Consider the following 21,908-nt stretch of genomic DNA (forward strand, 5'->3'; position numbering starts at 1 on the left):
GTCTCACACTTTCCGAAGGGCCAACCAGCAATGCTTGAACTCAAAGATGTAAAGCTGTCTTACGGAAGCACGCAGGTCCTGAACGGCGTCAATCTCTCGGTAAAGCGAGGTGACGTGGTGTCGATCATCGGCCCCAGCGGCACCGGCAAGACCACGTTGCTGAAATGCATCAACTACCTGGCCAAGCCGTCCTCAGGAACCATCGCGTTCGATCAGATTCGGATGGATTACCAGCGTGCCGACAAGGCCGCTGTCCAGGCGATCCGGTTGCGAACGGCGATGGTCTTTCAGCAATTCAACGTCTTCAAGAACATGACGGTCCTGCAGAACGTGATGGATCCCCTGGTTGTCGTGCAGCGCAAGTCCGCAGATGAGGCGCGGGAGATCGCCTTGCGGGAGCTCGAGCGGGTCGGCCTCACCCCAAAGCGAGACAGCTATCCCTCCCAACTGTCGGGCGGCCAGCTCCAGCGCACCGGCATCGCGCGCGCCCTGGCGGTTCGCCCCGACGTGATACTCTTCGATGAGCCTACGTCATCGCTGGATCCCGAGCTCGTCGGTGAAGTCCTAAAGGTGATCAAGGATGTCACCTCGTCAGGGATCACTTCACTGCTTGTGACCCACGAGATGCAATTCGCAAAGAACATCTCCAACCGGATCGTCTTCATGGATCGTGGCGTGGTTGCCGCCGATGGCAGCCCGGCTGAAATCTTCGATGCACCTTCCAGCCCGCGACTTGCTCAATTCCTGCAGTCCGAACTCGCTTTTCAATAGCTCAACAAGAAGGGAACCTAAGAAATGTCTGCAATCACATCCAGTTTGTCCCGCCGCGCTGCCTTGGCTGTTGCCGGCGGCATCGCAATCGCTCTTGCAACCTTGGGGATCAGTCACGGCGAAACGGTCCGGACGATCAAGATCGCGACATCTGCCGAATCCAAGCCGCTGGCATGGGGCGCGATCGGGGTCGAGCCGCAAGGCTACGAGCCCGATCTCCTGAGGGCGATCAACGCAAAGCTGCCGCAATACAAGTTCGAGATGGAAGGTGTCTCGGATATCGCGCAGGAAACTGGCCTCGCCACGGGCAAGTACGACATCGCGGTGGGTGGCTACTACAAGTCTCCCGAGCGCGCCAAGCAGTTCCTCATTCCGGAAAATCCCATGGGCGCCAGCCTGATGAAGATTTACAGCAAGAAAGACAGCGGCATCAAGGAAATGAAAGACCTGGTCGGCAAGAGGATCGTTCCGACCACTGCCGGCGGTGGAACCTACAAGTTCATCATGAATTGGCAGAAAGAAAACCCGCAATACAAGCTCGATGTTACGGCGTCGAGTGCCGGTATCCCCTACCCGAACCGGCTTGACGAAGTTCAGAATGGCAAGTTCGACGCTCTCGTCCTGCCGTCGAATCTCGGTGAGCAGACCGTCATCGAGCAAAAGAAACTCGATATCGTGGCGTCCGAACCAGTGTTCAGCAACAACACCTACATGCTGATACACAGATCTGACGAGAACAAGGTTCTGGCCGACGATGTGAACAAGGTTCTCAAGGAATTGAAAGACGACGGCACGATCGAAAAGCTCTCGCAGAAGTGGTTCGGCGAGGGCATCGTCCAGTACATGAAATAGCACGGCCGTCGAGGACCATGTTCGCTAGTCAGCGGCAAGGCTGAATTGCAAGAAGGAGCGTTTCAAAGTGGATGTATCTGCAATGATTCCCGAGTTGCTCTCGGCACTGCCGCTGACGCTCGCCATCACGTTTACAGCCCTCATTTCCGGGTTCTGCCTGGCTCTCATCGCGACAACCCTCCGGGTCCGCAGGGTGCCAGTCATCAGTCACCTGGTGGACCTCTACGTGTCCTATGCCCGGAGTGTTCCTGTCGTACTGCAGTTGTTCGTCGCGTTTTATGGGCTTCCGCTGTTGGTGATCCTGTTCGGCGCCAAAGATTTTATTTCGGCGACGATAGCTGCGATGGTGGGGTTGAGCCTCTACCACGGCGGCTATTTGTCGGAAGTCATGCGGCCTGCATACCTGGCCGTCGATCGCGGCCAGCACGATGCGGCCGACAGCCTTGGATATACGTTCCGACAGAAAATTACTCGCGTCGTCGGCCCGCAAGCGGTGCACTTCGCTTTGCCAGGCTATGGGAACTCCATCATCTACCTGATTCATAACGTTGCGCTGGTCATGTACATCGGGGCGGCCGACGTCATGGCGACTGCGCATCTGATCATGGAGCGCGACTACAACCAGTTCCAGTTCGAAACCTACCTCGTCCTGGCGGTCATCTATTCGCTGATGTGCCTGGTCGCATGGCTCATAGTGCGCTTCTTCGAGCTTCGATCACCGATGCAAGCGCCTGAGGCGACGACAACAACTCCGATCAAGAACGAGCTCCTCGCGAGCGTCTGACGTAAGGGTATTCAACCATGTTTGATACCGATATTTTGCTCCAGGACACGCAGGAAATTCTGAGTGCCGTACCCGTGACAATTGGAATGGCGCTCATCATTTTCGTCCTGTCGACAATAGTCGGCAGCATATTCGCGCTTATCGAATACAGACGGGTGCCGGTGCTGCGAGAGCTCATCATGACTTACAAGATCGTCTTCAAAGGCGTTCCGATGGTCATCGTGATTTTCCTCGCCTATTTCGGTCTGCCGCCCGCATTCCAGTTCCTGTTCTCATTGCTCGGGATCAACTTCAACGCCCACGAAACCCCCAATTGGGTCATCCTTGTAGTTGCGATTACCGGCTGTGTCGCCGCGTTCCAATCGGAGATTATCAAGGGAGCCCTGAATGCATTCGACACCGGTCAGTCGGACGCAGCCCATTCGCTGGGCTATACGAGCGGCCAACTGTTCCGACGTATCCTATTTCCCCAGGTGGCCCTCACGGCAATTCCTGACCTGACAACTTCGATGATGGTCATCATGAAGGCCCTTTCTCTCGGATTCGCCATTGAGGTTGTCGATATCTTCGCCCAGTCCCAGTTGACCGCCGCGCTGAACTACTACTACCTCGAAGCCTTCGTGATTGCCGTCGTGATCTACATGGTGATTGCCTATATCGTCACACAGATTGCCGACAGGCTGGAGCAGGCGCTGAGGGTGCGGACGTGAGGCGGATGTGGGATAGAATGGTCAAGCTTCGGATATCGAGCCGCACCTGGGAGGCAATTCTTTCGGGGATGAAAAGCTTGAGGAGAAACCCAAGTAGCCGATGTATGTACCGGTGAGTTTCATGCGTTTGGTTGATAAGCATCGTTTGGTCGCTGCTGACCGGCTTCATGCCGACTGAAGCACCGATCGCGCGGACGCAACGTTGCGCCTTGTGCCGACCAGGGCAGGAAACCCGTCTCCGGCAAGTGGCATGGAGATCCCGAAACCGTATTCGGTGCCGCGAGTCACGAATCAATATTGGAGAACCTGGGCCTCTCCGTCTCCCGCGCCGGTTTATCCTAGACTTGTCTCACGTCGTATTGCTGCAGGATACCCGCTTTGATCCGACCCGCGAAGTGACAACGCGCGAGATGCGATTCCGACAAGCCGTTCACCGGAGGCGATGTCTCACAAATACTTTGCACGGCAGGGCAGCGCGTACGAAAGCGGCACCCGGTCGGCGGATTCACAGGGCTTGGCACATCTCCCTTGAGGATGATCCGCTGACGTTCGCGCTCCTCAACTGGACTTGTCGACGGGACCGCGCTGAGCAGCGCCTGTGTATACGGATGTGCGGGCTGGCTGTAGAGCGCACCGCTCTCGCCTTCTTCCATGACGCGGCCGAGATACATCACGTAGACGCGCTGTGCGGCCTGGCGAACGATGGCCAGATCATGCGCAATGAGAAGACACGACATTCCGAAATCATCGCGCAGTTTCAGAAACAGGTTCATGATCTGCGCTCTGATGGAGACATCGAGCGAACTGACAGGCTCATCGCATATTAGCACGGTTGGGTTGGCAGCAAGCGATCGCGCGATACAGACGCGTTGACGTTGGCCACCCGACATCTCGCGCGGATAGCGCTCCATTATCTGTTCGGGCAGCCCCACTTGGTCCAAGAGTTCTTTGACACGTGCCGCCCGGGCGAAGGGATTGTTCTCCCCATTGATGACCAGCGCTTCATCGATCGCCTGACCAATCGTCTGCCGGGAACTCAGCGAGGAAAGCGGATCCTGAAAGATGTACTGGATCTTGCGCCTTCGTTCGAACAGATGCTTGCCGCTCATAGCCAGGAAATTTTCGCCCTTGAACCGGATCTCTCCGGATTTGGCGCTCTCCAGACCGACGATTGTCCGACCCAGTGTCGATTTTCCGCATCCCGACTCCCCGACCAATCCCACAATCTCGCCTGCGCCAATCTTCAGGCTCACGCCATCACAGGCCTTAATCTCTGCCCCTGTGTGGCGGTCGCGAAAGTGTGTTTTGAGATCGACGATCTCAATGAGGTTCTCAGGCATCTTCCATCACTCGCGCAAGCTTGTTGATGATGACCGGGCATGCGGCGACGTGCGTCGACGACTCTCCTGGTACGGAAAGCAAGTGCGGTTGAGTGGCGCTACAGCTTTGCAGCGCCGAAGCGCAGCGTGGCGTGAACGCACAACCGCGTATCAACCGAGACAGATCTGGCGGCTGGCCAGGAAGACCAATAAATTTCGAACCAATGTCTGCATTTAACGAGGGAACTGAACCGAGCAGACCTTTGGTGTAGGGGTGGACCGGCGTCATCAGCACGTCGTCCACTGGACCCAGTTCGGACAGCCGGCCAGCGTACATCACCGCCACCTTGGTCGCCATGCCGGAGACGACGCCAAAATCGTGAGTGATGATTACGATGGCCATCTGCAGGCGCCTCTGTAGGTCTTTCAGCAGCTCCACGATCTGAGCCTGCACCGTGACATCGAGCGCGGTAGTGGGCTCGTCCGCTATGAGGAGCTTGGGCTCGCCGGCAATGCTCATCGCTATGCCAACGCGCTGGCGCATACCCCCGGAAAGCTCGTGCGGATACTGCTGTAGTCGGCTGAGTGGATCGGGTAGCCCGACCAACGCCAGCAGTTCGGCGGCTCGTTTGTCCGCCTGCGCCGCAGTCATGCCAAGGTGCAATTCCGAGACCTCGGCGATCTGCCTTCCAATGCGTCGGACCGGGTTGAGAGAACTCAACGGATCCTGAAATATGACGCCGATCTCGCCTCCACGCAGTTTGCGCATTTGTTGCTCAGGCGCTCGCAGGATGTCGAGGCCGTTGAATTTCACCGTCCCCTCTATTTCGGCGTCGAGTCCAGTCGGAAGCAGAGATAGCGGCGCCATGTTGAGGATGGTCTTGCCGCTGCCGCTTTCGCCAACAATCGCCAGGACCTCGCCTTCGTCCACACGGTAGCTCACGCCATCGACCGGCTTGACGCTGGTTCTCGCCGTATGGAGCGTCACCGACAGATTGGAGACTTCGAGCAATGCAGGTGTCGGGGAACTCCCAGTGCTCATGTCGCGATCTCCTTCATAAACAATTTCTTGCGGGCGGCCAGTTTCCGCTTGGTCATCCCACGCGGGTTCTTGGACAGCGCGATCTTCTCGCCGAACAGGTTGAAACCGACGACCATGATGGTGAGCGCGAGCCCCGGAAGGATGACCAAGCGTGGTGCTTCCTCAAGATAGGGCAGGCTCGAAACAAGCATCTGGCCCCATTCCGCTTGCGGCGGTTGCACTCCGAGCCCCAGAAAGCTCAAATTTGCGATAGCAAGCGCCAAAATACCGACGTCCGCGCTCGCATAGATCAGCACGGATCCCAACGCGACCGGCACCAAATGTTTGAAAATGATCCTGGTTCGGCTGGCGCCCAAGACTCGAAGGCTTTCGATATGCGGCTGGTTTACAGCCGCCGCCACCACACCTCGCGTCAGCCGGGCATAGATTGGCGTCCAGGCGATCGCCAGCGCGATGATCATATTCCAATAGCTGGGGCCGAATACACCAACGATCGCCAGCGCCACCACAAGGCTAGGGACGCTCAGGCCGAAGTCGACCATACGCATCAGGATTTCATCGATCCAGCCACCGAAATACCCGGATATGGTCCCAACCAACATTCCAAATATGCCGGCAAGAAACAGGACAATGGTCACACCCACGAGCGTGGTCTGGGCACCCGCAATAAGTCGGCTGAGCACGTCGCGCCCGAGGTTGTCGGTGCCCAGCCAATAGGCTGCTGAAAACGATTCAGTTGGAGCAAGGAGGTTTTGCGTATTCGGGTCATAAGGGCTGACCAGTGAGCCGAAGATCGCGATGAAGACAAAGAACCCGATCATCAGGGAGATCGGCCAGCCGACGCTGCGAAAGAATGATTTTATCGAACTCATGATCAGGCCCTCGCAGCCCGGCGTTGTAGCGGATCGACGACAATGACGATCAGGTCGACGACGAGATTCACCACAATGAACAGCACGGATAAGATCAGCAGGCACGCCTGCAGTACTGGGAGATCCCGGAAGCGAGCTGCCTCAACAAAGTAGGCGCCAAGACCTTGCCACGAAAAAATCGGTTCGATGATGAACGCATTGGGCACCATCTGGGCCAACGCCATTCCAAATGCTGTAAAAACGACCGGGACGATATTCGGCAAGGCGTCGCGAAACAGAATTCTTCGTCTACTGAAGCCTTTGCTGATTGCGGTAATGACATAAGGCTTGCTCATTGTTTCCTCCAGCGCGACCCGTGCGACGCGGCTGAGGAGCGCACCTGGAACAACCCCAATGGCGATGCTCGGCAAAATCCAACTGGAAAGTCCCCTGAAGCCGAAAGTGGGAAACACATTCCACGTCACGCCGAACGCATAAATGAGCATTGAGGCGAGGAAGAATTTCGGGATCGACACGTTCAAAACGGCGAAGGCACGGATCATCCGGTCTGTCGTTCCGTTAGGCCACATGGCGCCCATGAAGCTGAGTCCGACACCAACGATCAGCATGACGATGCCGCCGCCAGCAATAAGAACCAGAGTGGGATCGAGGCGTTCCATTATCGCTTCTGAGACCGGCTGACCGGTTCGCAACGACCTTCCGAAATCGCCCTGCAACACATCGCCGAGCCAGTGCACATATCGCAATGGCAACGGATCGTTCAGGCCGTACTCGATCGCTACCTGCTCAACGACCTTGTGCGATACAAAGCCACCTCTCAACTCTGCTATGAGCGCCGCTACGTTTCCGGGAAACGCTGCGATCAGAATGAAAGAGAACCCAGAGGCGATGGCGATGAGGATGGCGGCGGAAACACCGCGCTTCATGGCTATTCTCAGCATGGCGAACCTTTGGCTTTCCTGAGACATGCGGGTGCCTCGGCGCGAAGCCGAGGCACAGGGATAGCTTAAAGAGAAATGCCTTTGAGCGGCATCTCGTATTCTGTCGCGGGTATGGCAAAAGACTTGACGCGATCATTGTGCGCCCAGATTCGCTGGGCGTGGAACAGCGGCATCATCGCCCAGTTGTCATGCAGCCAGGTGAAAACCGCTTGGAATGCCTCAGCCCGCTCGGGCTCCGGAGCCGAGAGTGCCTTGAGGATCAGCGGGTCAACCGCCTTGTCCTCGTAGATCTTTCCGTCTGTCCCCGGTTCGATCGTCGAGAGGATCATCAAACCTATCGAATTGAACGGGTCATACGGCGCACCGTTGGTTATGAATAGCGAAAGATCATACTTGAACTCCGGAATATCACCGTGACGCGTAGCGTGGTCGACGTTGCGCAACTTCACACCGATACCGGCTTCCGAAAGCAACGCCTGGATAACCTCGCCGAGGGCGCGGGAGCTCGGGACCGCGTCTTCGGATATGACGAGATCGATGCTCAGTTGCTTGCCATCCTTGGATCGGACAGGCTCTCCAACCCAACCGGCCTCGTCGAGCAGGCTCTTGGCCTTTTCCAGGTCACGCTTCGGAACTTCAAAGCGGGTTCCCGAATAGGCGATCACCTCGGGATAAAGGTTCATCGTGGGAGTGGCAAAACCCTTCATCACCGCCTTGCAGATGCCCTCGCGATCGATAAGCAGGTTGAACGCCTCGCGAACACGCACATCCTTGAAAGTATCGATGCGCGGGTTGAAGCCGAGCACAATCGTATCGGTGCCGGTGTCGGTCACCACGGTCATGCCTGAAGACTCAAGGGTCTTCGCATCCTGAGGACTGACCGGAGCGATGAACTGTCCGCCCATCGCATCGATGTCGCCTGCTCGTAGCGCCGACATCCGGCTGCGTGCGTCCGGCATGACAATCAGCGAAACCTTGTCAACTGAAGGCTTTGCGCCCCAGTACTTTTCGTTGGGAATGAGGTCGGTGCCCTCGGGCGCGTCCTTCTCGATCTTCCACGGACCGGTTCCCACAGGGGATGCGTACTTATCCTCTCCATCAACTGCTCTAGGTGTGAGCTTTCAGAGGGTTGTCCATTCGGACCGGACCGAGGAGACTGGAGTTACCACGCTGCAGCACTCACCGGAGGGTCCGAATGAACATCCACAAGAATGCCCGTCTCACGCCGCTGCGTCGAGAGGAGATGGCGCTGTCGGTCATTGAGGGACGTCTTTCCCAAGCCGATGCGGCGCGCGTCTACGGCGTGTCGGCCAAGATCGTGGCGCGCTGGGTCGAGCGCTACAAGGCCGAGGGCAGCAAAGGCATGATCGATCGTTCCTCGCGACCTGCCCGTATGCCACAGGCCACCACCACGTCGATCGCCGAGCGTATCGTGGCGCTGCGGCGGCAGCGTTGGACCGGCAGTCACATCGCCATGGAGGTCGGCGTCTCGCCCGCCACCGTCAGCCGGGTTCTCAAGCGCGCCGGGCTGTCGCGGCTCAACGATATCGAACCGGCCGAACCGGTCCGGCGCTACGAGCGTGAGCACCCCGGCGAGATGATCCATATCGACATCAAGAAACTCGGCCGCTTCAGCCAGGTCGGCCATCGCATCACCGGCGATCCGCAAAAGGGCAAGTCGCGCGGCGCCGGCTGGGAGTTCGTCCATGTCTGCATCGACGACGCCTCGCGCATTGCCTTCTCGCAGATCCTGGCCGACGAGAAAAAGGAAAGCGCCATCGCCTTCCTCAAGGCAGCGGTGGCTTACTATGCCAGCCTCGGCGTTTCGATCGCCCGCGTCATGACCGACAACGGCGCCTGCTACAGGTCGAAGGCCTTCGCCAAGGCCTGCCGCGATCTCGGCCTCAAGCACGTCACGACAAGACCCTATACGCCCAAGACCAACGGCAAGGCCGAGCGCTTCATCCAGACCGCGCTCAGGGAGTGGGCCTACGCCATTGCCTATCCGACATCCGACCACCGCGCCGCCGAACTGCCGGTCTGGCTGCACAGATATAATTGGCATCGCCCCCACGGCAGCCTAAAGTCAAAACCGCCCATCAGTCGCCTCGCCTTAACCGAGGACAACCTGTTGAGGCTCCACATCTAGGGCTCAGGAACCTTACGGGCCTGACGTAGGAAAACTCTACGAGAGCCGTGGGAGTCGGTTGCTTGAAATGGATTGCGATTGTCATCGGGTCGACGATCTCGATCTTGTCGAGATTCGCGCTGATGCGCATCCGGTTGTAGTCTTCCTTCGGGAGCCAGCGGTCCAGATTCCACTTTGCCGCTTCGGCGTTCCAAGGCTCGCCATCCGTGAACGTCACGTCGGGGCGGAGCTTGAACGTGTATATTTTATCGTCGGATGACTTGTCCCAGGAGGCAGCCAGGGCTGGTTCGATCTTGCCGCCCGAAGAGTAGTGCACGAGCGGGTCGAAGATCATGTCCTGCACGGCGAAGATGCCGACATAACGCTGCGGATCGAGATTTCCCGCCGCGCGACCGATCGGCAGCCGCAACGTCTTGCCTTCTTCTGCCCAAGCCTGATTTGCGCCGACGCCGGTGACCAAGAGGCCGCCAATGGCCGCCGATCCCAGCAATAGAGTTCTGCGTGAAAGAAGTGTCATCTAAATTCCCCTGTTATGGTTATGACCTGTCTTCTGCGTAAACCTTCGACCTCGCGCTTCCTCTTCGATTGTCGCGCCCCTTTCCGAGGCTGCGCTTATTCTGCTCGGTTCGAATTCCGGACCTGGTTGATCTCCTACGGCAGCGCCAAACCTCGGTGCCTGACTTGCCTGAACGCTCAGTCGTGGCTGGGGCCGGCAACCGCGTATTTGGGTACGACGCTGCCAGGAGCTCCACCGAAGAAGCGTGACGGTCTGAACATGGAGAGTTCTTCGCGGATGTTCCCGTGAACAATCTCATCGGCCAGCAACCGAGCCATCTGCGGCGCGATCGTGACACCGCTATGTGTCACGCCGACATAATATCCATCGACTTGCGGCATCGGGCCGGCGCAGGTCAATCCGTCGCCGGGGATCGGACGAACCGTCGTCCTGACGGCCTCGATGCTGACTGCCTCCAGCGCTGGAAGCAGCTCACGTGCAGCATTGAGGATGGTGGCCGCTTCGATGCCATCAGGCCGAAGCAATTTCGGTTCGGAAAGCTGATCGTCGACCGAGATCTTGTGAAGCATCAGGCGGCCTGCGCCGTCGGGACGGACATCGAGATCGTCGGCGTGGAACTGCCGCCTCAAGGTCATCGCCACTGGCTGGGTGAACGCCAGAACGCCGATTGACGACTTCATTGGGATGCCGGGAATATCGCCCAAGCTTTCTTTGGATGCCCCCCCCGTGCAATTCACCACAACGTCAGCTTCGAATCGTTCACCGGCCGCCGTGCGCACTCCTGAAACGCGTCCAGACGCCGTCTCCAACGACTTGATTTGCGTGCCGGTGTAGACCTGCGCGCCCCAGCGCTCAGATGCGCTGCGCAACAGGCAAGCCGCATAAAGAACGGGATCGATCCAGCCCTCTTCGGGGTAATAGACGATCGGCGCGTCACCTATCGCCTGAACATCGAGGTCAGGCTCCATCGCGGCAACGCGATCGCGGGAGATAAAGTCGACGCCATACCCCCATTCCTGCTCAAGCTTTACTCCCGCCAGCTGCTTTGCCTGTGCGGCCTCCGTGGTCCACCATTCGAAACTGCCTGTTTGGTTGAACCAGCGCGCGCTCTCGAACTCACGGGCGAGGTCAATATAGGCGCGCATACCTGCGACGTTGAGCGCATGGTATTCGCGAGGTCTTTTTCCGTTGGCGTTTGTCCAAGCAAAACTTACCGCCGAAGCACCTGATGCAATTCTACCCTTCTCAAAAACGGAAACTTTCGCTCCCGCTTTAGCCAGCTCGTATGCAACGGAGATCCCAATAACTCCAGACCCTATTACGACAGCACGCATATATTATTGCTCCGAGTGAGTTATCCAGGAGATTCTTTAAAAATCCAGCCACGCAGCCGAAGTCATCTTTGAACGGCTATCTCTGCTGGGTATATTCTGTTGAGAGCGATGGTCATCGTCAACGATCCAGCGACGTGCGGTTTATGCTCGAAAGTTATGAACTTCGCAGATGAGTCCGGGAGTGCCGGTGCTAGGCTGGACGAAAGTTACTCGGAAACGCATGCATCATGAGTGCCGATCATCAAGCGCCAGCTTTCATGGTGCTCGACAAGAATGCCATTCGAGCCGCGCTCTCGATCGAACTGTCGCTTGAGATCGCGCAAGCAGCGCTGCGCAAGACGTCCAACGGCGTTGCGAGCCAGGATGTCCGACGAACGCTGGCGCTGCCCGGGTTGGAAGGAACCTGCCTATCCGTAATGTACGCGGCGCTCTCCGACCGTGACCTATTCGGCGCGAAAGTCCTCTCGGTCTTTCCCAGTAACTTCTCGCGAGGGCTACCATCACATCGAGGAGCTATCATCCTCTTTGACAAGGAAAATGGCCGTCCGGTCGCGCTGGTCGATGGCGGGGAATTGACCGCCTGGCGAACGTCGGCAGCGAGCGCGGTCGCTACCAGAGCACTGTCTCGCGCCAACTCCTCGATTCTTGCGATCTTTGGATATGGGGACCAGGCGCGACGTCACATAGAAACGATCTCGAAGGTGCGTCCCATCAAGCGGCTTCACGTCTGGGGGCGAAATCCTGAGAAGGCGTCGCGTTTCGCTGAAGAACAGGCTAGCGCAGGTTTTGAGACATTGGTCTTCGCGTCCGCAAGAGAGGCCTTGGTAGAAGCCGACATCGTCTGCACGACGACCTCGGCACAGGAGCCTGTACTGTTCGGCGAATGGCTACCTCCGGGCATTCATATCAACGCCGTCGGCGCAAGCGTGTCTCAATGCCGCGAACTCGACCTGGAATGTGTGCGCAGATCGAGCATTTGGGTCGACTACATGCCAATGGCGCTCATCGCGGCTGGAGAACTGGTCGAAGCTCTCAAGCTAGGGGTCGCTAGCCGAGACGACATCCGTGGAGAGATCGGCGCGATGCTGGAAGGCGCCATCCCCGGCCGTACCGCCGATGCGGAGATTACTCTTTACCGTTCTCTCGGCGTGCCGGCGCAAGATATCGAACTTGCGAATTTCGTTTACCGGGTTGCCCGCGAAAGGTCGCTTGGCACCCTCATTGATTTCGAGGTGTGACCATATGCTGGACTGCCAACGCAATCTTTTCGACCTCTCGAGGTCGATCTCCTATCTCGACGCCGCATACATGTCTCCAATCCCCAAAATATCGCTGGAGGCTGGCTTAGCCGGGACGGCCGTGAAGGCGTCGCCCTGGAAGATGTCCATCCGGTCATACTACGACGAGGTCGAGGATGCGCGGGCACTGGCCGCCTCGATGATCAACGCGGATCCCGCCGATATCGCAATCGTTGCCGCTACGAGCTACGGGACGGCGGTCGCTGCGGCCAACGTGCCTGTGGAGCCCGGCTCGACGATCATCCTCATGGAAAACGAACATCCGTCCCATCGGTATGTCTGGTACGAAATGGCGGCGAAAAGCGGGGCATCGATCACAATCGCAAAACGACCCGCCGACAATGATTGGACGTCTGCGCTCATCTCGGCGATCGGATCGTCCAGCGTACCGGTCGCTGTCGTCGCAGGTACGATGGTGCATTGGTTCGAGGGAATGTCGGTTGACATGGAGGCAGTCGCATCCGCCGCGCGGGAGGTTGGCGCATGTGTCGTCGTCGATGGAACGCAGTGGGTCGGAGCGCTGCCTTTCGATGTCAAGACGGTGCGCCCGGATTTTCTTGTTTTCGCGACCTACAAGTTTCTTCTGGGGCCATATCGTCTCGCATTTCTCTACGCGGACCGCCGATGGCAGTCGACGGGTAAGCCTCTCGAGCATCATTCGTGGAACCGTCTAGGCGGCGATAAATCAGACTTCTATGCGGTAGATGTCCCTGAGTTCTTATCGGGGGCCCGGCGATTTGACATGGGCGAACGTTCCGATTTCGCGGTATTGCCAGTTGCGATCGCTTCTCTTCGCCTCTTGAGTACGTGGAGCGTCCCAGGCGTGTTTTCCCGGCTTGATCATCTCAACCAATTGATCTGGGACGAAGCTGCGAAGCTCGACCTAAACGTGTCTGACAAGCGCTTTCGGGCCCCGCATATTGCAATCGTCGATCTTGGCGAGAGGCCAACTGAAGGACTTTCCGACCAACTCAAGAGCAAGGGAATTTTTGCGACCGTGCGCGGAACGAAACTGCGCATCTCTCCTCACGTCTATAATGACGAAGAAGATGTGAAGCGCCTCTTCGCCGCTATCGCATGAAGGCCGGGTGCGCTCGACTGGTCCTCTTCGTTTTGAAACGGTCAGACGGCGGCAGTGAATTGGATTTCTACACGGATGTCCGCGAGCGCGAAGGTTGCGCCAACGGTAGCGCGTGCGGGAGGAACCGTACCGTCGAGCCACGTGGTCCACGCCCTGTTCATCTCATCAAACTCGTTGATGTCGCGCATCCAAATTTGCGCTGACAGAATTTTCGATTTATCCGATTGAGCCTTGCCAAGAAGGATATCGGCCTTCCGCAGCACCTGTAGGGTCTGCCCGAAAGTATCGGCACTTCTGTCATCGGCTGTCAGGCCGGAGAGATACGCAACGCCCTGGTGGATAACCACACGGCTCAATTTCTCGTTTGTCTCAAGCTTTTGGATGTCTGACATCGATTTGGTCTCCCGTGCTGTTGCATTGGCGGCGAGACCTTGCCGAGCTGAGTTTTTTGCTGCCGCCAGATGCGGCGACAGTCGCTCCGGGATCGAGATCGGTCAATTGAGTTGGGGCCGCGCGCATCGGGCGAAAAGTTATGAACTCAGCGCACGAGGTTCACGATGCCGTCGTCTACCCCGTTCATGTAGCTGCGCGTACCCTGGATGAGATGTTCGGTGAACGCATCGGCCGCCGTGGACGCGATCACGCCCCATGGTCGATAGACGCTGAGATTGAGATCGAGATGGGGCCGGAAATCCCTGATCTCGATCGGAAGATCACGCGCCATCCAGGCGGACAAGCGATCAACGATGGTTACGCCCATGCCGCACGCCACGAGACTGATGCAGGTACTGGAAAGGCTCGATTCCACTTTGAGTGAACGGTTCACCCCACGCTCCACGCACAAGGCGTCGAGTTGCCGCCGCATTGGATCTGATGATCCCATCGAAATGAAGTTGATGCCGTCGAGATCGTCCGCCTGGATGACCTGCAATTGTGAGAGCTTGTGGCCGGCAGGCATCACGCACACTGGCGGCGTTGCCGTCAAGGCGCGGCGAACGATTGATGGGTTTTCTTCCGATGAGGTAACGCCGATTCCGATGTCCAACTGGTTACGGCTTGCCCGTTGGATAACGGTTATCGAGCTGCGGATTTCCAGAGAGATCGAGACCGATGGATGAAGTTTGGAAAAACTGGTGATCAGCGAGGGAAGGAGCGTGAGTCCAAAGGCTGGCAATGCACATACGTTCAGGCGGCCGCTGCGGAGTTCACGGATGTCTCTGGCCGCACGCGAAATGCCCCGTGCCGACTCAAAAACCCGTTGCACTTCAGCGTGCAGCATATGCGCCTCTGGCGTCGGAATGAGACGTTGCCGGCTCTTCCTGAAAAGCTGAAAGCCGGCCTTCTCTGCAAGGTGCTGCAGCATCTTGCTAACGGCCGGTTGCGTGATGTCTAGAGCGTCCGCTGCCTTCGTCGTGGTTCCGTGCAGCATAACCGAGGCGAACACCTCGATTTCGCGGGGAGTGAATTCCTCGTGTTTCCCTGGATCAGTGGTACTTCGATTGCCCATCCAGAACGACCCTCGTTATCAAAAACCAGATCCTTGACGCTAAGGCCAGCCGACTGTCCCGACCTAATAACTCTGGGGAATAATCTCATGCAAGAAACTCATAACTGGTGAGATGAGTCGTTGCGAGCCGTTCGTATGGCGGGCCCTTTTTGCAGCGGCGAAGATGAGGTGCGTGCGTTGTGACCGGCCTGCCGCAAAGGTGCACCCCGCAAGCGTCCCGATCCTGGCAGGGCGATCACGCGTCAGAGAAAACTCACGGACGCGTGATTCAACGATCCCAATTGGCACGGATCTCAGCAGGATTATTGCAACGAGGCTTGAGTTCAACTGCCCGGCAGAGAGAACCGACGATCCTCGAACAGTTCCCCCGCATGTATGTCTCGACGCATGATGCGAGAAGCGCGACGGACTCGCAATTTCGCATGTCCGATACCACGGGAGAGCGGGCGGACTAGGGATCAATCATCTCTGGGCTTTGCGAGATTGCGCCAGAGCCAACCTGCTAGGCCCGACTTCTTGAACGTCGATGAGTGCATCCTATAACCATCGAGAATAGCTCATGCGGATAAAAATATTAGACGGCATGGTCTGCGCCATGTCAACTTCCTTCAAATTACACGTGACAGCTGGAGTGGATCCCGGCCTTGCCGAAATGGAAAGAGGTTCTGCCCGTGGTTCGGACAGTGTCTGCGGAGACATCTGGGCAACGCCGCTTCGGCGACTCACCGAAAAAATTCCGGCAAGAGGAAAGATTGGAACCGCGCGGCGGCAGCCCGTCCGGGTCGCGAGTTAAAATGGGGAAAAGGGCGATGGAGAAAGCTCAATGACACTTACGCGTCGCAACATTCTAACATCTTTTGCCACCGCACCACTCTTGCTGGGGTTGGACGGCCTGATCAGGTGCGCCATGGCCGACAATCACGCGGGAACCCTGCGTATCGCGGTGGCCAAAGCGTCCGCCAATCTGGACGCGCGTGACTACGTCGCTCAGTTCCAACTGCAAGATCTCATTTATGAGCCATTGATTAGTTATGGGGAAGGAGGTGCTCCGGTACCCTGCCTCGCAGAATCCTGGAGCCTTTCCGACAACGACACTCGATTGACGCTGAATTTGCGGAAGAATGTAAGCTTTACCGACGGGGAACCCTTCGACGCGGATTCGGCTATCTGGAACCTGAAACTCTGGATGGGTGTTGCGGACAATTCCTGGATCAACGCTTCCAAGTATTTCTCGGGTGTCCAGAAGATCGACGAGCACACGATCGAGATCAAGTTTACGCAACCCGTACCGGGTCTCACGTATGAACTGAGCTATATCCGGCCTGTACGTTTCCTGTCTCCCATTTCTGTCAACGAGGACGGAACCCTCAAGGCACCGGTTGGAACTGGCCCGTGGATTGTTCGCGAAAATTCGACCTCCGGCAGTTCTTTCATTCGCAACGACAAGTATTGGGGAGATAAGCCATCTTTTTCCGGGATCGAGATTACCGTTATGCCGGATTCTCGTTCTCGTGTTGATGCCATGCGTTCCGATGAACTGGACATTGTCGGCGGCGGAGCTGCCGCGCTGACCTCGCAGGAGGCGGACACGTTGCGGCGGGCGGGAATCAACGTCATCACCGCGCAGGGCACGATGACGATGGTGCTTTCCTTCAATACCCAACGGAACGCCGCCCTTGCGGAAAAGGCCGTACGACAGGCGATTGATGTTGGCTACGACCGCACTGCCGTATCGGCTGTGCTCTTCAATGGCGACGCCGCTCCAGCTGGTGATCTTCTCGGGCCCACCGTGCCATTGTCGGGCACGAGGCATGACGCACCCGTTCGCAACGTCGAGAAAGCGAAGCAACTGCTCGAGAACGCCGGTTGGACCGGTGCGCCATACCGCTCGAAGAGTGGCAAGACCTTGTCCGTGGAGCTTCTGGTCTCAGACGATTTTATCGCCGGCTCCAAGGTGTTTGGCGAAGTTCTTCAGCAGCAGCTTGGTGAAATAGGCATAGAGGTCACGGTGCATTCCGTCGACCATGCCTCCCGTCATTCCGAGATTCCTAAGCGCGAATATGACATCGCAATCTTTCAGACCTATGGCGCTCCCTATGATCCATTCGGCTCGGTGACACTTCTGTTCCTATCCACGATAGAAAGCGGGTCCGACGGCAAGGTCGCGCTCGATCCAAGTCTGGATCCACTCATCGCAGCTGCCACTGAAGCGGTGGGAGATGAAGCGCAGTTGGCTGCACTGCAGGTCTTCTACGACAAGCTTCGTGAAGAAGTCCTATATTCACCGGTTCTCTACCCGCCGACATATTGGGCAGCTTCGAGTCGCGTCGACGGTTTCAAGGTCCCTCCCACCGATACAGAGTTCCCCTATCGAGGTATCGTGTTGAAGTCGTAGTTCCGGGGAGGTGTCTTGCTCATGTTTATTTATCTAAGGCGCCGATTGCGAAACTCAGCACTGCTGCTGCTGATGGCGTCAGTGTTGTGTTTCGGGCTCGTCGTGGCTGCCCCGGGAAACGTCGCGCAGCTCATCGCCGAGCTGCGCTTTCCGGGCGCATCCAAGGCTATGGTAGACCAGGTCGCGCAGGAGCTCGGGCTGAACGATCCAGTTCCTGTTCGCTATTGGCACTGGTTGCAAGGCGTCGCCCAAGGTGATTTCGGCATTGCCTATATAACCGGCGAAGATGTCGGCAAGGCCATCAGAGACAGGGTTCCGACCACGATGAAGCTCATTCTTGGGGGGAGCATCGTGACGATAGTCTTGTCGGCAGCGATGGGACTGATCGGAGCGGCGTGGCCAGGACGTTTCCCCGACCACATAGTGCGGGTCATGGCTCTGCTAGGCGCATCGACACCAGTGTTTTTCGGAGGTGCAGTTCTGATCCTGCTTTTCGCCGTGAATTTGCGATGGCTGCCCTCGTTTGGCGACAGATCCATTTTGAGTTGGATACTCCCGTCAATCGCGATGGCGGCGCCTTCCGCTGCTGTGCTCTCTCGTGTGCTCCGGATCGGCATTTCCGAAGCGATGACACGGCCTTATGCCCTGACGGCGCGCTCGAAGGGGTTCTCGGTCCTGCATATCATGCTCCGCGATGCTTTACCCAATGCAGTTCCCGCATATGTTAGCGCGCTGGGCAACATGATCGGCTCAATGACAATCGGCGCGATCATCGTCGAACCGCTTTTCGCCCTGCACGGCATTGGCGAGCTCTTCGTATCAGGCGTTCGCACCAGAGATTTCATGGTCATGCAGGCCTGTCTCCTGGCGTTTGTACTGTATGTCTCGCTGGTGAACCTGGTAGCCGACTTGCTGATGATTGCAGCGGACCCTAAGCTGCGGAGGCAGGTGGCATGAAGCGCTTTTGGTATTCCATAGGAGAGGCGTTCAGCAACTTTCCAAAGTCCGCACTGATTGGGGTAGGTCTGTTTCTCCTTCTAGGAGCATTCGGTCCGTGGCTGGTCCCCCACGACCCCAACCTACAGGATCTTACTGCCCGCTTCGCCGGTCCCTCAGCCGATCATTGGCTTGGGACAGACCATATCGGCCGCGATGTCTTCTCGCGCTTGATTGTATCGGCTCGAACAACAGTTGTCGCCATGACCATTGTCGTGACGTTCAAGCTCCTCATCGGAGTCACGCTGGGTACTTTCGCCGGCTTCGTCAAAGGTCGGACCGAAGAGATCCTGATGCGCTTCGTGGAACTGTTCATGGCGCTTCCGTCGCTCATCATAGCTCTCGCAATCATCGGCATGCTCGGAACGGGCTACTGGAACATGGTGCTGGCGCTGATCCTGGCGTTCTGGGCAGGTTCTACTCGCGTCGCCCGCGGCGTGGCGATCGGGATATTGAACCGGCCGCATATCGATGCACTCCGGGTTCTTGGGGCCAGCCCGCTGCGAATCTATTTCCGTCATCTGCTTCCATCAACTCTGGGGATGGTGCTGGTCTATGTTTCAGCGGATGCAGGAGGGATTGCACTATCAATTGCGACTCTTTCGTTTCTCGGACTGGGCATACAACCGCCCACACCGGAGTGGGGACAGATGCTCGTTGATTCGTTGCCGTACCTCGATCTCAATCCATGGATGGTACTGCTTCCCGGCTTTGCGATCACAGGAGTCGTCGTCAGCTTCAACTTGCTGGGCGAAGCGATTGCACTGAACCGTGTGCCGCGCGACTTGCGACGCTCAGTTTTGCGGCGCGGCCGGCTTGTCGCTGCGTCATGGGAACGAGCACCAATCGAAGATCCGAAAAAGCGAATTGCGACATGAGCACAGATAGAGTTCTCGAGGTCAGAGATCTTAGCGTGGATATCTTCACCAAGAATGGTGCACTTAGGCCTGTTGACCGGGTCAGCTACAGCGTGCGCAGGGGAGAGACCCTGGCCATCGTCGGCGAGAGCGGCTCCGGCAAGACGGTGATGAACTTCGCGCCGCTCGACCTTATGCCAGTTGGGCTGGCGGTTCAGATCAGCGGTTCATTCAACATCGCCGGCACAAATATTGCAGCTTTGCCGCCTTCCAGCCTGCGCCATGTTCGCGGGAAATCGGTTGGAGTGATCTTCCAAGATCCGATGAGCGCCCTGAATCCGGTCAGGCGGGTGGGCCGACAGATCGCGGAGGTCGCGCAAAAGCAGCTTGGCTTGACCACCCGGCAAGCTGAGAAGCGCGCTGAGGAATTGCTTTCCCTGGTTGGAATGTCGGACCCAGCCCAGCGCATGAGACAATATCCTCATGAACTGTCGGGTGGTCTGCGACAGCGCGTCATGATTGCTATTGCGGTTGCGAGCGAGCCTGCTCTGCTAATCGCGGACGAGCCGACAACGGCGCTGGACGTTACGATCCAGGCGCAAATACTCAAGCTCCTGCAAAGCCTCCAGAAAAAATTGAACATGGGAATCGTGCTGATCACGCACGATATGGGCGTCGTCGCCGCCATCGCGCAGAAGGTCGCCGTGATGTATGCGGGACGTATTGTGGAGTACGGCCCCGTAGCTGACGTACTAGTGTCTCCCTCCCATCCTTATACTTGTGGTTTGGTCGACGCGATTCCAAGAGAGGAAGATCCTTCCGGTTCACCCTTCAGGGGAATTGCCGGGCTTCCGCCGATCATGGGAGCACCTCTGGAGGCATGCGCATTCGCCGAGCGGTGTGCATTTACCCAGCCGGTTTGTCGCAACGGGCGCCCCCAACTGCACTCCATTCCGCAATCACCCGTTTCGATGGCGTGCACTGTAAAATACGAGCAACTGAGGTAGGGCAGTGAAAAGCATCCTTGAGGTAAAAGACCTGACCACCCGCTATAAAAGCGCGGAGCGGGACAAATGGATCACTGCCGTCGATAACGTTTCAGTTCACCTAAATGCCGGCGAGATCGTCGGCCTTGTCGGCGAATCCGGGTGCGGCAAATCCTCTCTCGGACGAACCATAGTTGGTCTCGAAAATCATCAACACGGCAGCGTGGTGCTGGACGGCACCGACCTTTCAACCCTCCGGGGGCGCGCGCTACGAGATCGACGACGTACAATCCAGTATATCTTTCAAGATCCCTATGCCAGCCTGTCCGAACGGCAGACCGTCGGTGAGACCCTAGCCGAGGCACTTGTCATTGCCGGCAAGGTGTCCGCCAAGCAAATCGATGCCAAGGTCGGCAAGTTGCTCGACCAGGTTGGTTTACCCTCCCAAATGAATAGCCGGTTTCCTCGCGAACTGTCGGGTGGACAAAGGCAGCGCGTCGCAATCGCTAGGGCCTTGGCGGTCGAACCGAAGGTGTTGATATGCGATGAGCCTGTGTCCGCTCTTGACCTGTCAATCCGGGCTCAAGTCATGAATCTTTTCTTGGAGCTGCAGCGTGATTTAGGGGTGGCGATGCTTTTTATTGCTCACGACCTAGCGCTGGTTCGACAGGCCGTGACGCGGCTCTATGTGATGTATCTCGGGAAAATCGTCGAGGAGGGTACGAGTGAGGAGGTCTACCGCACACCACAGCATCCCTACACCCGGGCTCTGCTAGCTTCGGTTCTGCAATCGGATCCTCGTGTTGCCGCTGAGCGGGGAATTGTCACGCTGGCGGGCGAAATCCCCAGCCCGATCAATCCTCCCTCCGGTTGCCGGTTCCACTCGCGGTGTCCGATTGCGCAGAGCATTTGTTCCCAGACCCCTCCCGAGATGAAGAGCGGCGGCCGCGGACGTCAGTTCGCGTGTCATTTCGGCACCGATTTGAAGGCGGCTTGACCGACAGGAGCTGTGCGCTTCAGAATGGATCGCAAATAAGGGACGGCCGGCTGGCTCCGGTCTCGACTCGATCGCGTCATCATACCTCACCTGCGGAGAAAGTCGGAGCGCACTAGCTCCCTCCCCTCTCTTCATGAGTCACGTCGACGACAGGAAACCCGCCTTGGGTTCCTGCCAGATGCTGGAGTTCGATAATGACTGCCGTGACTTGTCCATGACTAGTGATAACCGTCGTCACGAATCCTGCCTGCAGTTCGCAACGAAGCCACTAGCCGCGGACCGGTACCCATCCGGTGAAGACCGCAGGTAGCTCAAGCCTGTTCCTAAAAGTTTGATCGGAGCGCCACGACTAGTTCTGCGGCTCTATCGCACAGCTTCGCCACCTTGCGATCGGACAGCCCCATGTCCTCTGTGGCGATTTTGAAGAGATAGCCGGCGATGTCTTTTGCCGTCGCGTTTTCGTGGATCAGCATCCCGAGCACGACGTCGGCATAGTCGTC

Annotated in this window: 20 protein-coding genes and 1 pseudogene; 12 read left to right on the forward strand and 9 right to left on the reverse strand. The window is 57.6% G+C overall.

The window, feature by feature from the left end; all coding sequences use genetic code 11:
* The first annotated feature begins 30 nt into the window (after positions 1 to 30).
* From NKI38_RS28420 to NKI38_RS28435, 4 genes are all read left to right on the forward strand, one after another.
* Positions 31 to 771: an amino acid ABC transporter ATP-binding protein gene (locus tag NKI38_RS28420; RefSeq protein WP_352663536.1), complete on the forward strand. Its 741-nt coding sequence runs from the start codon at positions 31 to 33 to the stop codon at positions 769 to 771.
* Between the two features lie 24 nt (positions 772 to 795).
* Positions 796 to 1,623 carry a transporter substrate-binding domain-containing protein gene (locus NKI38_RS28425; RefSeq protein WP_352663538.1) on the forward strand — a complete coding sequence of 276 codons (828 nt, stop codon included), beginning with the start codon at positions 796 to 798 and terminating at the stop codon, positions 1,621 to 1,623.
* Positions 1,624 to 1,690: 67 nt separating this feature from the next.
* Positions 1,691 to 2,407 carry an amino acid ABC transporter permease gene (locus NKI38_RS28430; protein WP_352663540.1) on the forward strand — a complete coding sequence of 239 codons (717 nt, stop codon included), beginning with the start codon at positions 1,691 to 1,693 and terminating at the stop codon, positions 2,405 to 2,407.
* Positions 2,408 to 2,424: 17 nt separating this feature from the next.
* Complete coding sequence (locus NKI38_RS28435; RefSeq protein WP_352663542.1) at positions 2,425 to 3,117, forward strand: amino acid ABC transporter permease; 693 nt, start codon at positions 2,425 to 2,427, stop codon at positions 3,115 to 3,117.
* A 338-nt stretch (positions 3,118 to 3,455) separates the two neighbouring features.
* On the opposite strand, the gene NKI38_RS28440 is transcribed toward NKI38_RS28435, so the two are convergent.
* From NKI38_RS28440 to NKI38_RS28460, 5 genes and pseudogenes are all read right to left on the reverse strand, one after another.
* A complete protein-coding gene (locus tag NKI38_RS28440) occupies positions 3,456 to 4,457 on the reverse strand; it encodes an ABC transporter ATP-binding protein (RefSeq protein WP_352663544.1) in 1,002 nt (333 codons plus the stop codon).
* On the reverse strand, positions 4,450 to 5,478 hold the full coding sequence (locus NKI38_RS28445; protein ID WP_031213837.1) for an ABC transporter ATP-binding protein: 1,029 nt from the start codon (positions 5,476 to 5,478) through the stop codon (positions 4,450 to 4,452). Before NKI38_RS28445 ends, NKI38_RS28440 begins: the two co-directional genes overlap by 8 nt.
* On the reverse strand, positions 5,475 to 6,350 hold the full coding sequence (locus NKI38_RS28450) for an ABC transporter permease (protein WP_352663546.1): 876 nt from the start codon (positions 6,348 to 6,350) through the stop codon (positions 5,475 to 5,477). The genes NKI38_RS28445 and NKI38_RS28450 overlap by 4 nt, the downstream gene beginning before the upstream one ends.
* A 2-nt stretch (positions 6,351 to 6,352) precedes the next feature.
* The gene (locus NKI38_RS28455) at positions 6,353 to 7,318 is read right to left on the reverse strand and encodes an ABC transporter permease (protein ID WP_352663548.1); all 966 of its coding nucleotides are present in this window, start codon (positions 7,316 to 7,318) and stop codon (positions 6,353 to 6,355) included.
* 38 nt (positions 7,319 to 7,356) lie between these two features.
* Positions 7,357 to 8,379, reverse strand: a pseudogene (locus NKI38_RS28460) (ABC transporter substrate-binding protein); the annotation flags it as partial.
* A gap of 107 nt (positions 8,380 to 8,486) precedes the next feature.
* On the opposite strand from NKI38_RS28460, the gene NKI38_RS28465 reads away from it, so the two are divergent.
* Positions 8,487 to 9,440 carry an IS481 family transposase gene (locus NKI38_RS28465; protein ID WP_352663550.1) on the forward strand — a complete coding sequence of 318 codons (954 nt, stop codon included), beginning with the start codon at positions 8,487 to 8,489 and terminating at the stop codon, positions 9,438 to 9,440.
* On the opposite strand, the gene NKI38_RS28470 is transcribed toward NKI38_RS28465, so the two are convergent.
* Positions 9,391 to 9,957: an ABC transporter substrate-binding protein gene (locus tag NKI38_RS28470; RefSeq protein ID WP_352663552.1), complete on the reverse strand. Its 567-nt coding sequence runs from the start codon at positions 9,955 to 9,957 to the stop codon at positions 9,391 to 9,393. The two genes, NKI38_RS28465 and NKI38_RS28470, sit on opposite strands and share 50 nt — an antisense overlap.
* Positions 9,958 to 10,133: 176 nt before the next feature.
* On the reverse strand, positions 10,134 to 11,291 hold the full coding sequence (locus NKI38_RS28475; protein ID WP_352663554.1) for an NAD(P)/FAD-dependent oxidoreductase: 1,158 nt from the start codon (positions 11,289 to 11,291) through the stop codon (positions 10,134 to 10,136).
* A gap of 227 nt (positions 11,292 to 11,518) precedes the next feature.
* On the opposite strand from NKI38_RS28475, the gene NKI38_RS28480 reads away from it, so the two are divergent.
* Positions 11,519 to 12,529 (forward strand): ornithine cyclodeaminase family protein, encoded by a 1,011-nt coding sequence (locus NKI38_RS28480; RefSeq protein ID WP_352663556.1) that lies wholly within the window; start codon positions 11,519 to 11,521, stop codon positions 12,527 to 12,529.
* A gap of 4 nt (positions 12,530 to 12,533) precedes the next feature.
* Positions 12,534 to 13,670: an aminotransferase class V-fold PLP-dependent enzyme gene (locus NKI38_RS28485; RefSeq protein ID WP_352663558.1), complete on the forward strand. Its 1,137-nt coding sequence runs from the start codon at positions 12,534 to 12,536 to the stop codon at positions 13,668 to 13,670.
* Between the two features lie 41 nt (positions 13,671 to 13,711).
* On the opposite strand, the gene NKI38_RS28490 is transcribed toward NKI38_RS28485, so the two are convergent.
* Together NKI38_RS28490 and NKI38_RS28495 are read right to left on the reverse strand one after the other, a co-directional pair.
* Positions 13,712 to 14,062, reverse strand: coding sequence for a RidA family protein (locus NKI38_RS28490; RefSeq protein WP_352663560.1), 351 nt, complete (start codon positions 14,060 to 14,062; stop codon positions 13,712 to 13,714).
* Positions 14,063 to 14,208: 146 nt separating this feature from the next.
* The gene (locus NKI38_RS28495) at positions 14,209 to 15,177 is read right to left on the reverse strand and encodes a LysR family transcriptional regulator (protein ID WP_352663562.1); all 969 of its coding nucleotides are present in this window, start codon (positions 15,175 to 15,177) and stop codon (positions 14,209 to 14,211) included.
* A gap of 823 nt (positions 15,178 to 16,000) precedes the next feature.
* Between NKI38_RS28495 and NKI38_RS28500 the strand changes: the two genes are divergently transcribed.
* The 5 genes from NKI38_RS28500 to NKI38_RS28520 are packed head-to-tail and all read left to right on the forward strand — an operon-like array spanning position 16,001 to position 21,408.
* Positions 16,001 to 17,572, forward strand: coding sequence for an ABC transporter substrate-binding protein (locus tag NKI38_RS28500; protein ID WP_352663564.1), 1,572 nt, complete (start codon positions 16,001 to 16,003; stop codon positions 17,570 to 17,572).
* 21 nt (positions 17,573 to 17,593) lie between these two features.
* Positions 17,594 to 18,529 (forward strand): ABC transporter permease, encoded by a 936-nt coding sequence (locus NKI38_RS28505; protein WP_352663566.1) that lies wholly within the window; start codon positions 17,594 to 17,596, stop codon positions 18,527 to 18,529.
* Positions 18,526 to 19,446, forward strand: a complete 921-nt coding sequence (locus NKI38_RS28510) for an ABC transporter permease (RefSeq protein WP_352663568.1) — start codon at positions 18,526 to 18,528, stop codon at positions 19,444 to 19,446. Before NKI38_RS28505 ends, NKI38_RS28510 begins: the two co-directional genes overlap by 4 nt.
* Entirely contained in the window at positions 19,443 to 20,432 is a 990-nt protein-coding gene (locus tag NKI38_RS28515; protein ID WP_502899402.1) for an ABC transporter ATP-binding protein, read from the forward strand. The genes NKI38_RS28510 and NKI38_RS28515 overlap by 4 nt, the downstream gene beginning before the upstream one ends.
* A gap of 4 nt (positions 20,433 to 20,436) precedes the next feature.
* On the forward strand, positions 20,437 to 21,408 hold the full coding sequence (locus tag NKI38_RS28520; protein WP_352663572.1) for an ABC transporter ATP-binding protein: 972 nt from the start codon (positions 20,437 to 20,439) through the stop codon (positions 21,406 to 21,408).
* Positions 21,409 to 21,908 lie beyond the last annotated feature (500 nt).

The organism is Mesorhizobium sp. M0621, from assembly GCF_040320745.1.
GTDB lineage: Bacteria > Pseudomonadota > Alphaproteobacteria > Rhizobiales > Rhizobiaceae > Mesorhizobium.

What these genes read in the sequence shown, in the direction of transcription:
- NKI38_RS28420 (WP_352663536.1), top strand. Translation starts at nt 31, where the DNA reads ATGCTTGAACTCAAAGATGTAAAGCTGTCTTACGGAAGCACGCAGGTC.
- NKI38_RS28425 (WP_352663538.1), top strand. Translation starts at nt 796, where the DNA reads ATGTCTGCAATCACATCCAGTTTGTCCCGCCGCGCTGCCTTGGCTGTT.
- NKI38_RS28435 (WP_352663542.1), top strand. Translation starts at nt 2,425, where the DNA reads ATGTTTGATACCGATATTTTGCTCCAGGACACGCAGGAAATTCTGAGT.
- NKI38_RS28440 (WP_352663544.1), bottom strand. Translation starts at nt 4,457, where the DNA reads ATGCCTGAGAACCTCATTGAGATCGTCGATCTCAAAACACACTTTCGC.
- NKI38_RS28445 (WP_031213837.1), bottom strand. Translation starts at nt 5,478, where the DNA reads ATGAGCACTGGGAGTTCCCCGACACCTGCATTGCTCGAAGTCTCCAAT.
- NKI38_RS28450 (WP_352663546.1), bottom strand. Translation starts at nt 6,350, where the DNA reads ATGAGTTCGATAAAATCATTCTTTCGCAGCGTCGGCTGGCCGATCTCC.
- NKI38_RS28455 (WP_352663548.1), bottom strand. Translation starts at nt 7,318, where the DNA reads ATGTCTCAGGAAAGCCAAAGGTTCGCCATGCTGAGAATAGCCATGAAG.
- NKI38_RS28465 (WP_352663550.1), top strand. Translation starts at nt 8,487, where the DNA reads ATGAACATCCACAAGAATGCCCGTCTCACGCCGCTGCGTCGAGAGGAG.
- NKI38_RS28470 (WP_352663552.1), bottom strand. Translation starts at nt 9,957, where the DNA reads ATGACACTTCTTTCACGCAGAACTCTATTGCTGGGATCGGCGGCCATT.
- NKI38_RS28475 (WP_352663554.1), bottom strand. Translation starts at nt 11,291, where the DNA reads ATGCGTGCTGTCGTAATAGGGTCTGGAGTTATTGGGATCTCCGTTGCA.
- NKI38_RS28480 (WP_352663556.1), top strand. Translation starts at nt 11,519, where the DNA reads ATGAGTGCCGATCATCAAGCGCCAGCTTTCATGGTGCTCGACAAGAAT.
- NKI38_RS28485 (WP_352663558.1), top strand. Translation starts at nt 12,534, where the DNA reads ATGCTGGACTGCCAACGCAATCTTTTCGACCTCTCGAGGTCGATCTCC.
- NKI38_RS28490 (WP_352663560.1), bottom strand. Translation starts at nt 14,062, where the DNA reads ATGTCAGACATCCAAAAGCTTGAGACAAACGAGAAATTGAGCCGTGTG.
- NKI38_RS28495 (WP_352663562.1), bottom strand. Translation starts at nt 15,177, where the DNA reads ATGGGCAATCGAAGTACCACTGATCCAGGGAAACACGAGGAATTCACT.
- NKI38_RS28500 (WP_352663564.1), top strand. Translation starts at nt 16,001, where the DNA reads ATGACACTTACGCGTCGCAACATTCTAACATCTTTTGCCACCGCACCA.
- NKI38_RS28505 (WP_352663566.1), top strand. Translation starts at nt 17,594, where the DNA reads ATGTTTATTTATCTAAGGCGCCGATTGCGAAACTCAGCACTGCTGCTG.
- NKI38_RS28510 (WP_352663568.1), top strand. Translation starts at nt 18,526, where the DNA reads ATGAAGCGCTTTTGGTATTCCATAGGAGAGGCGTTCAGCAACTTTCCA.
- NKI38_RS28515 (WP_502899402.1), top strand. Translation starts at nt 19,443, where the DNA reads ATGAGCACAGATAGAGTTCTCGAGGTCAGAGATCTTAGCGTGGATATC.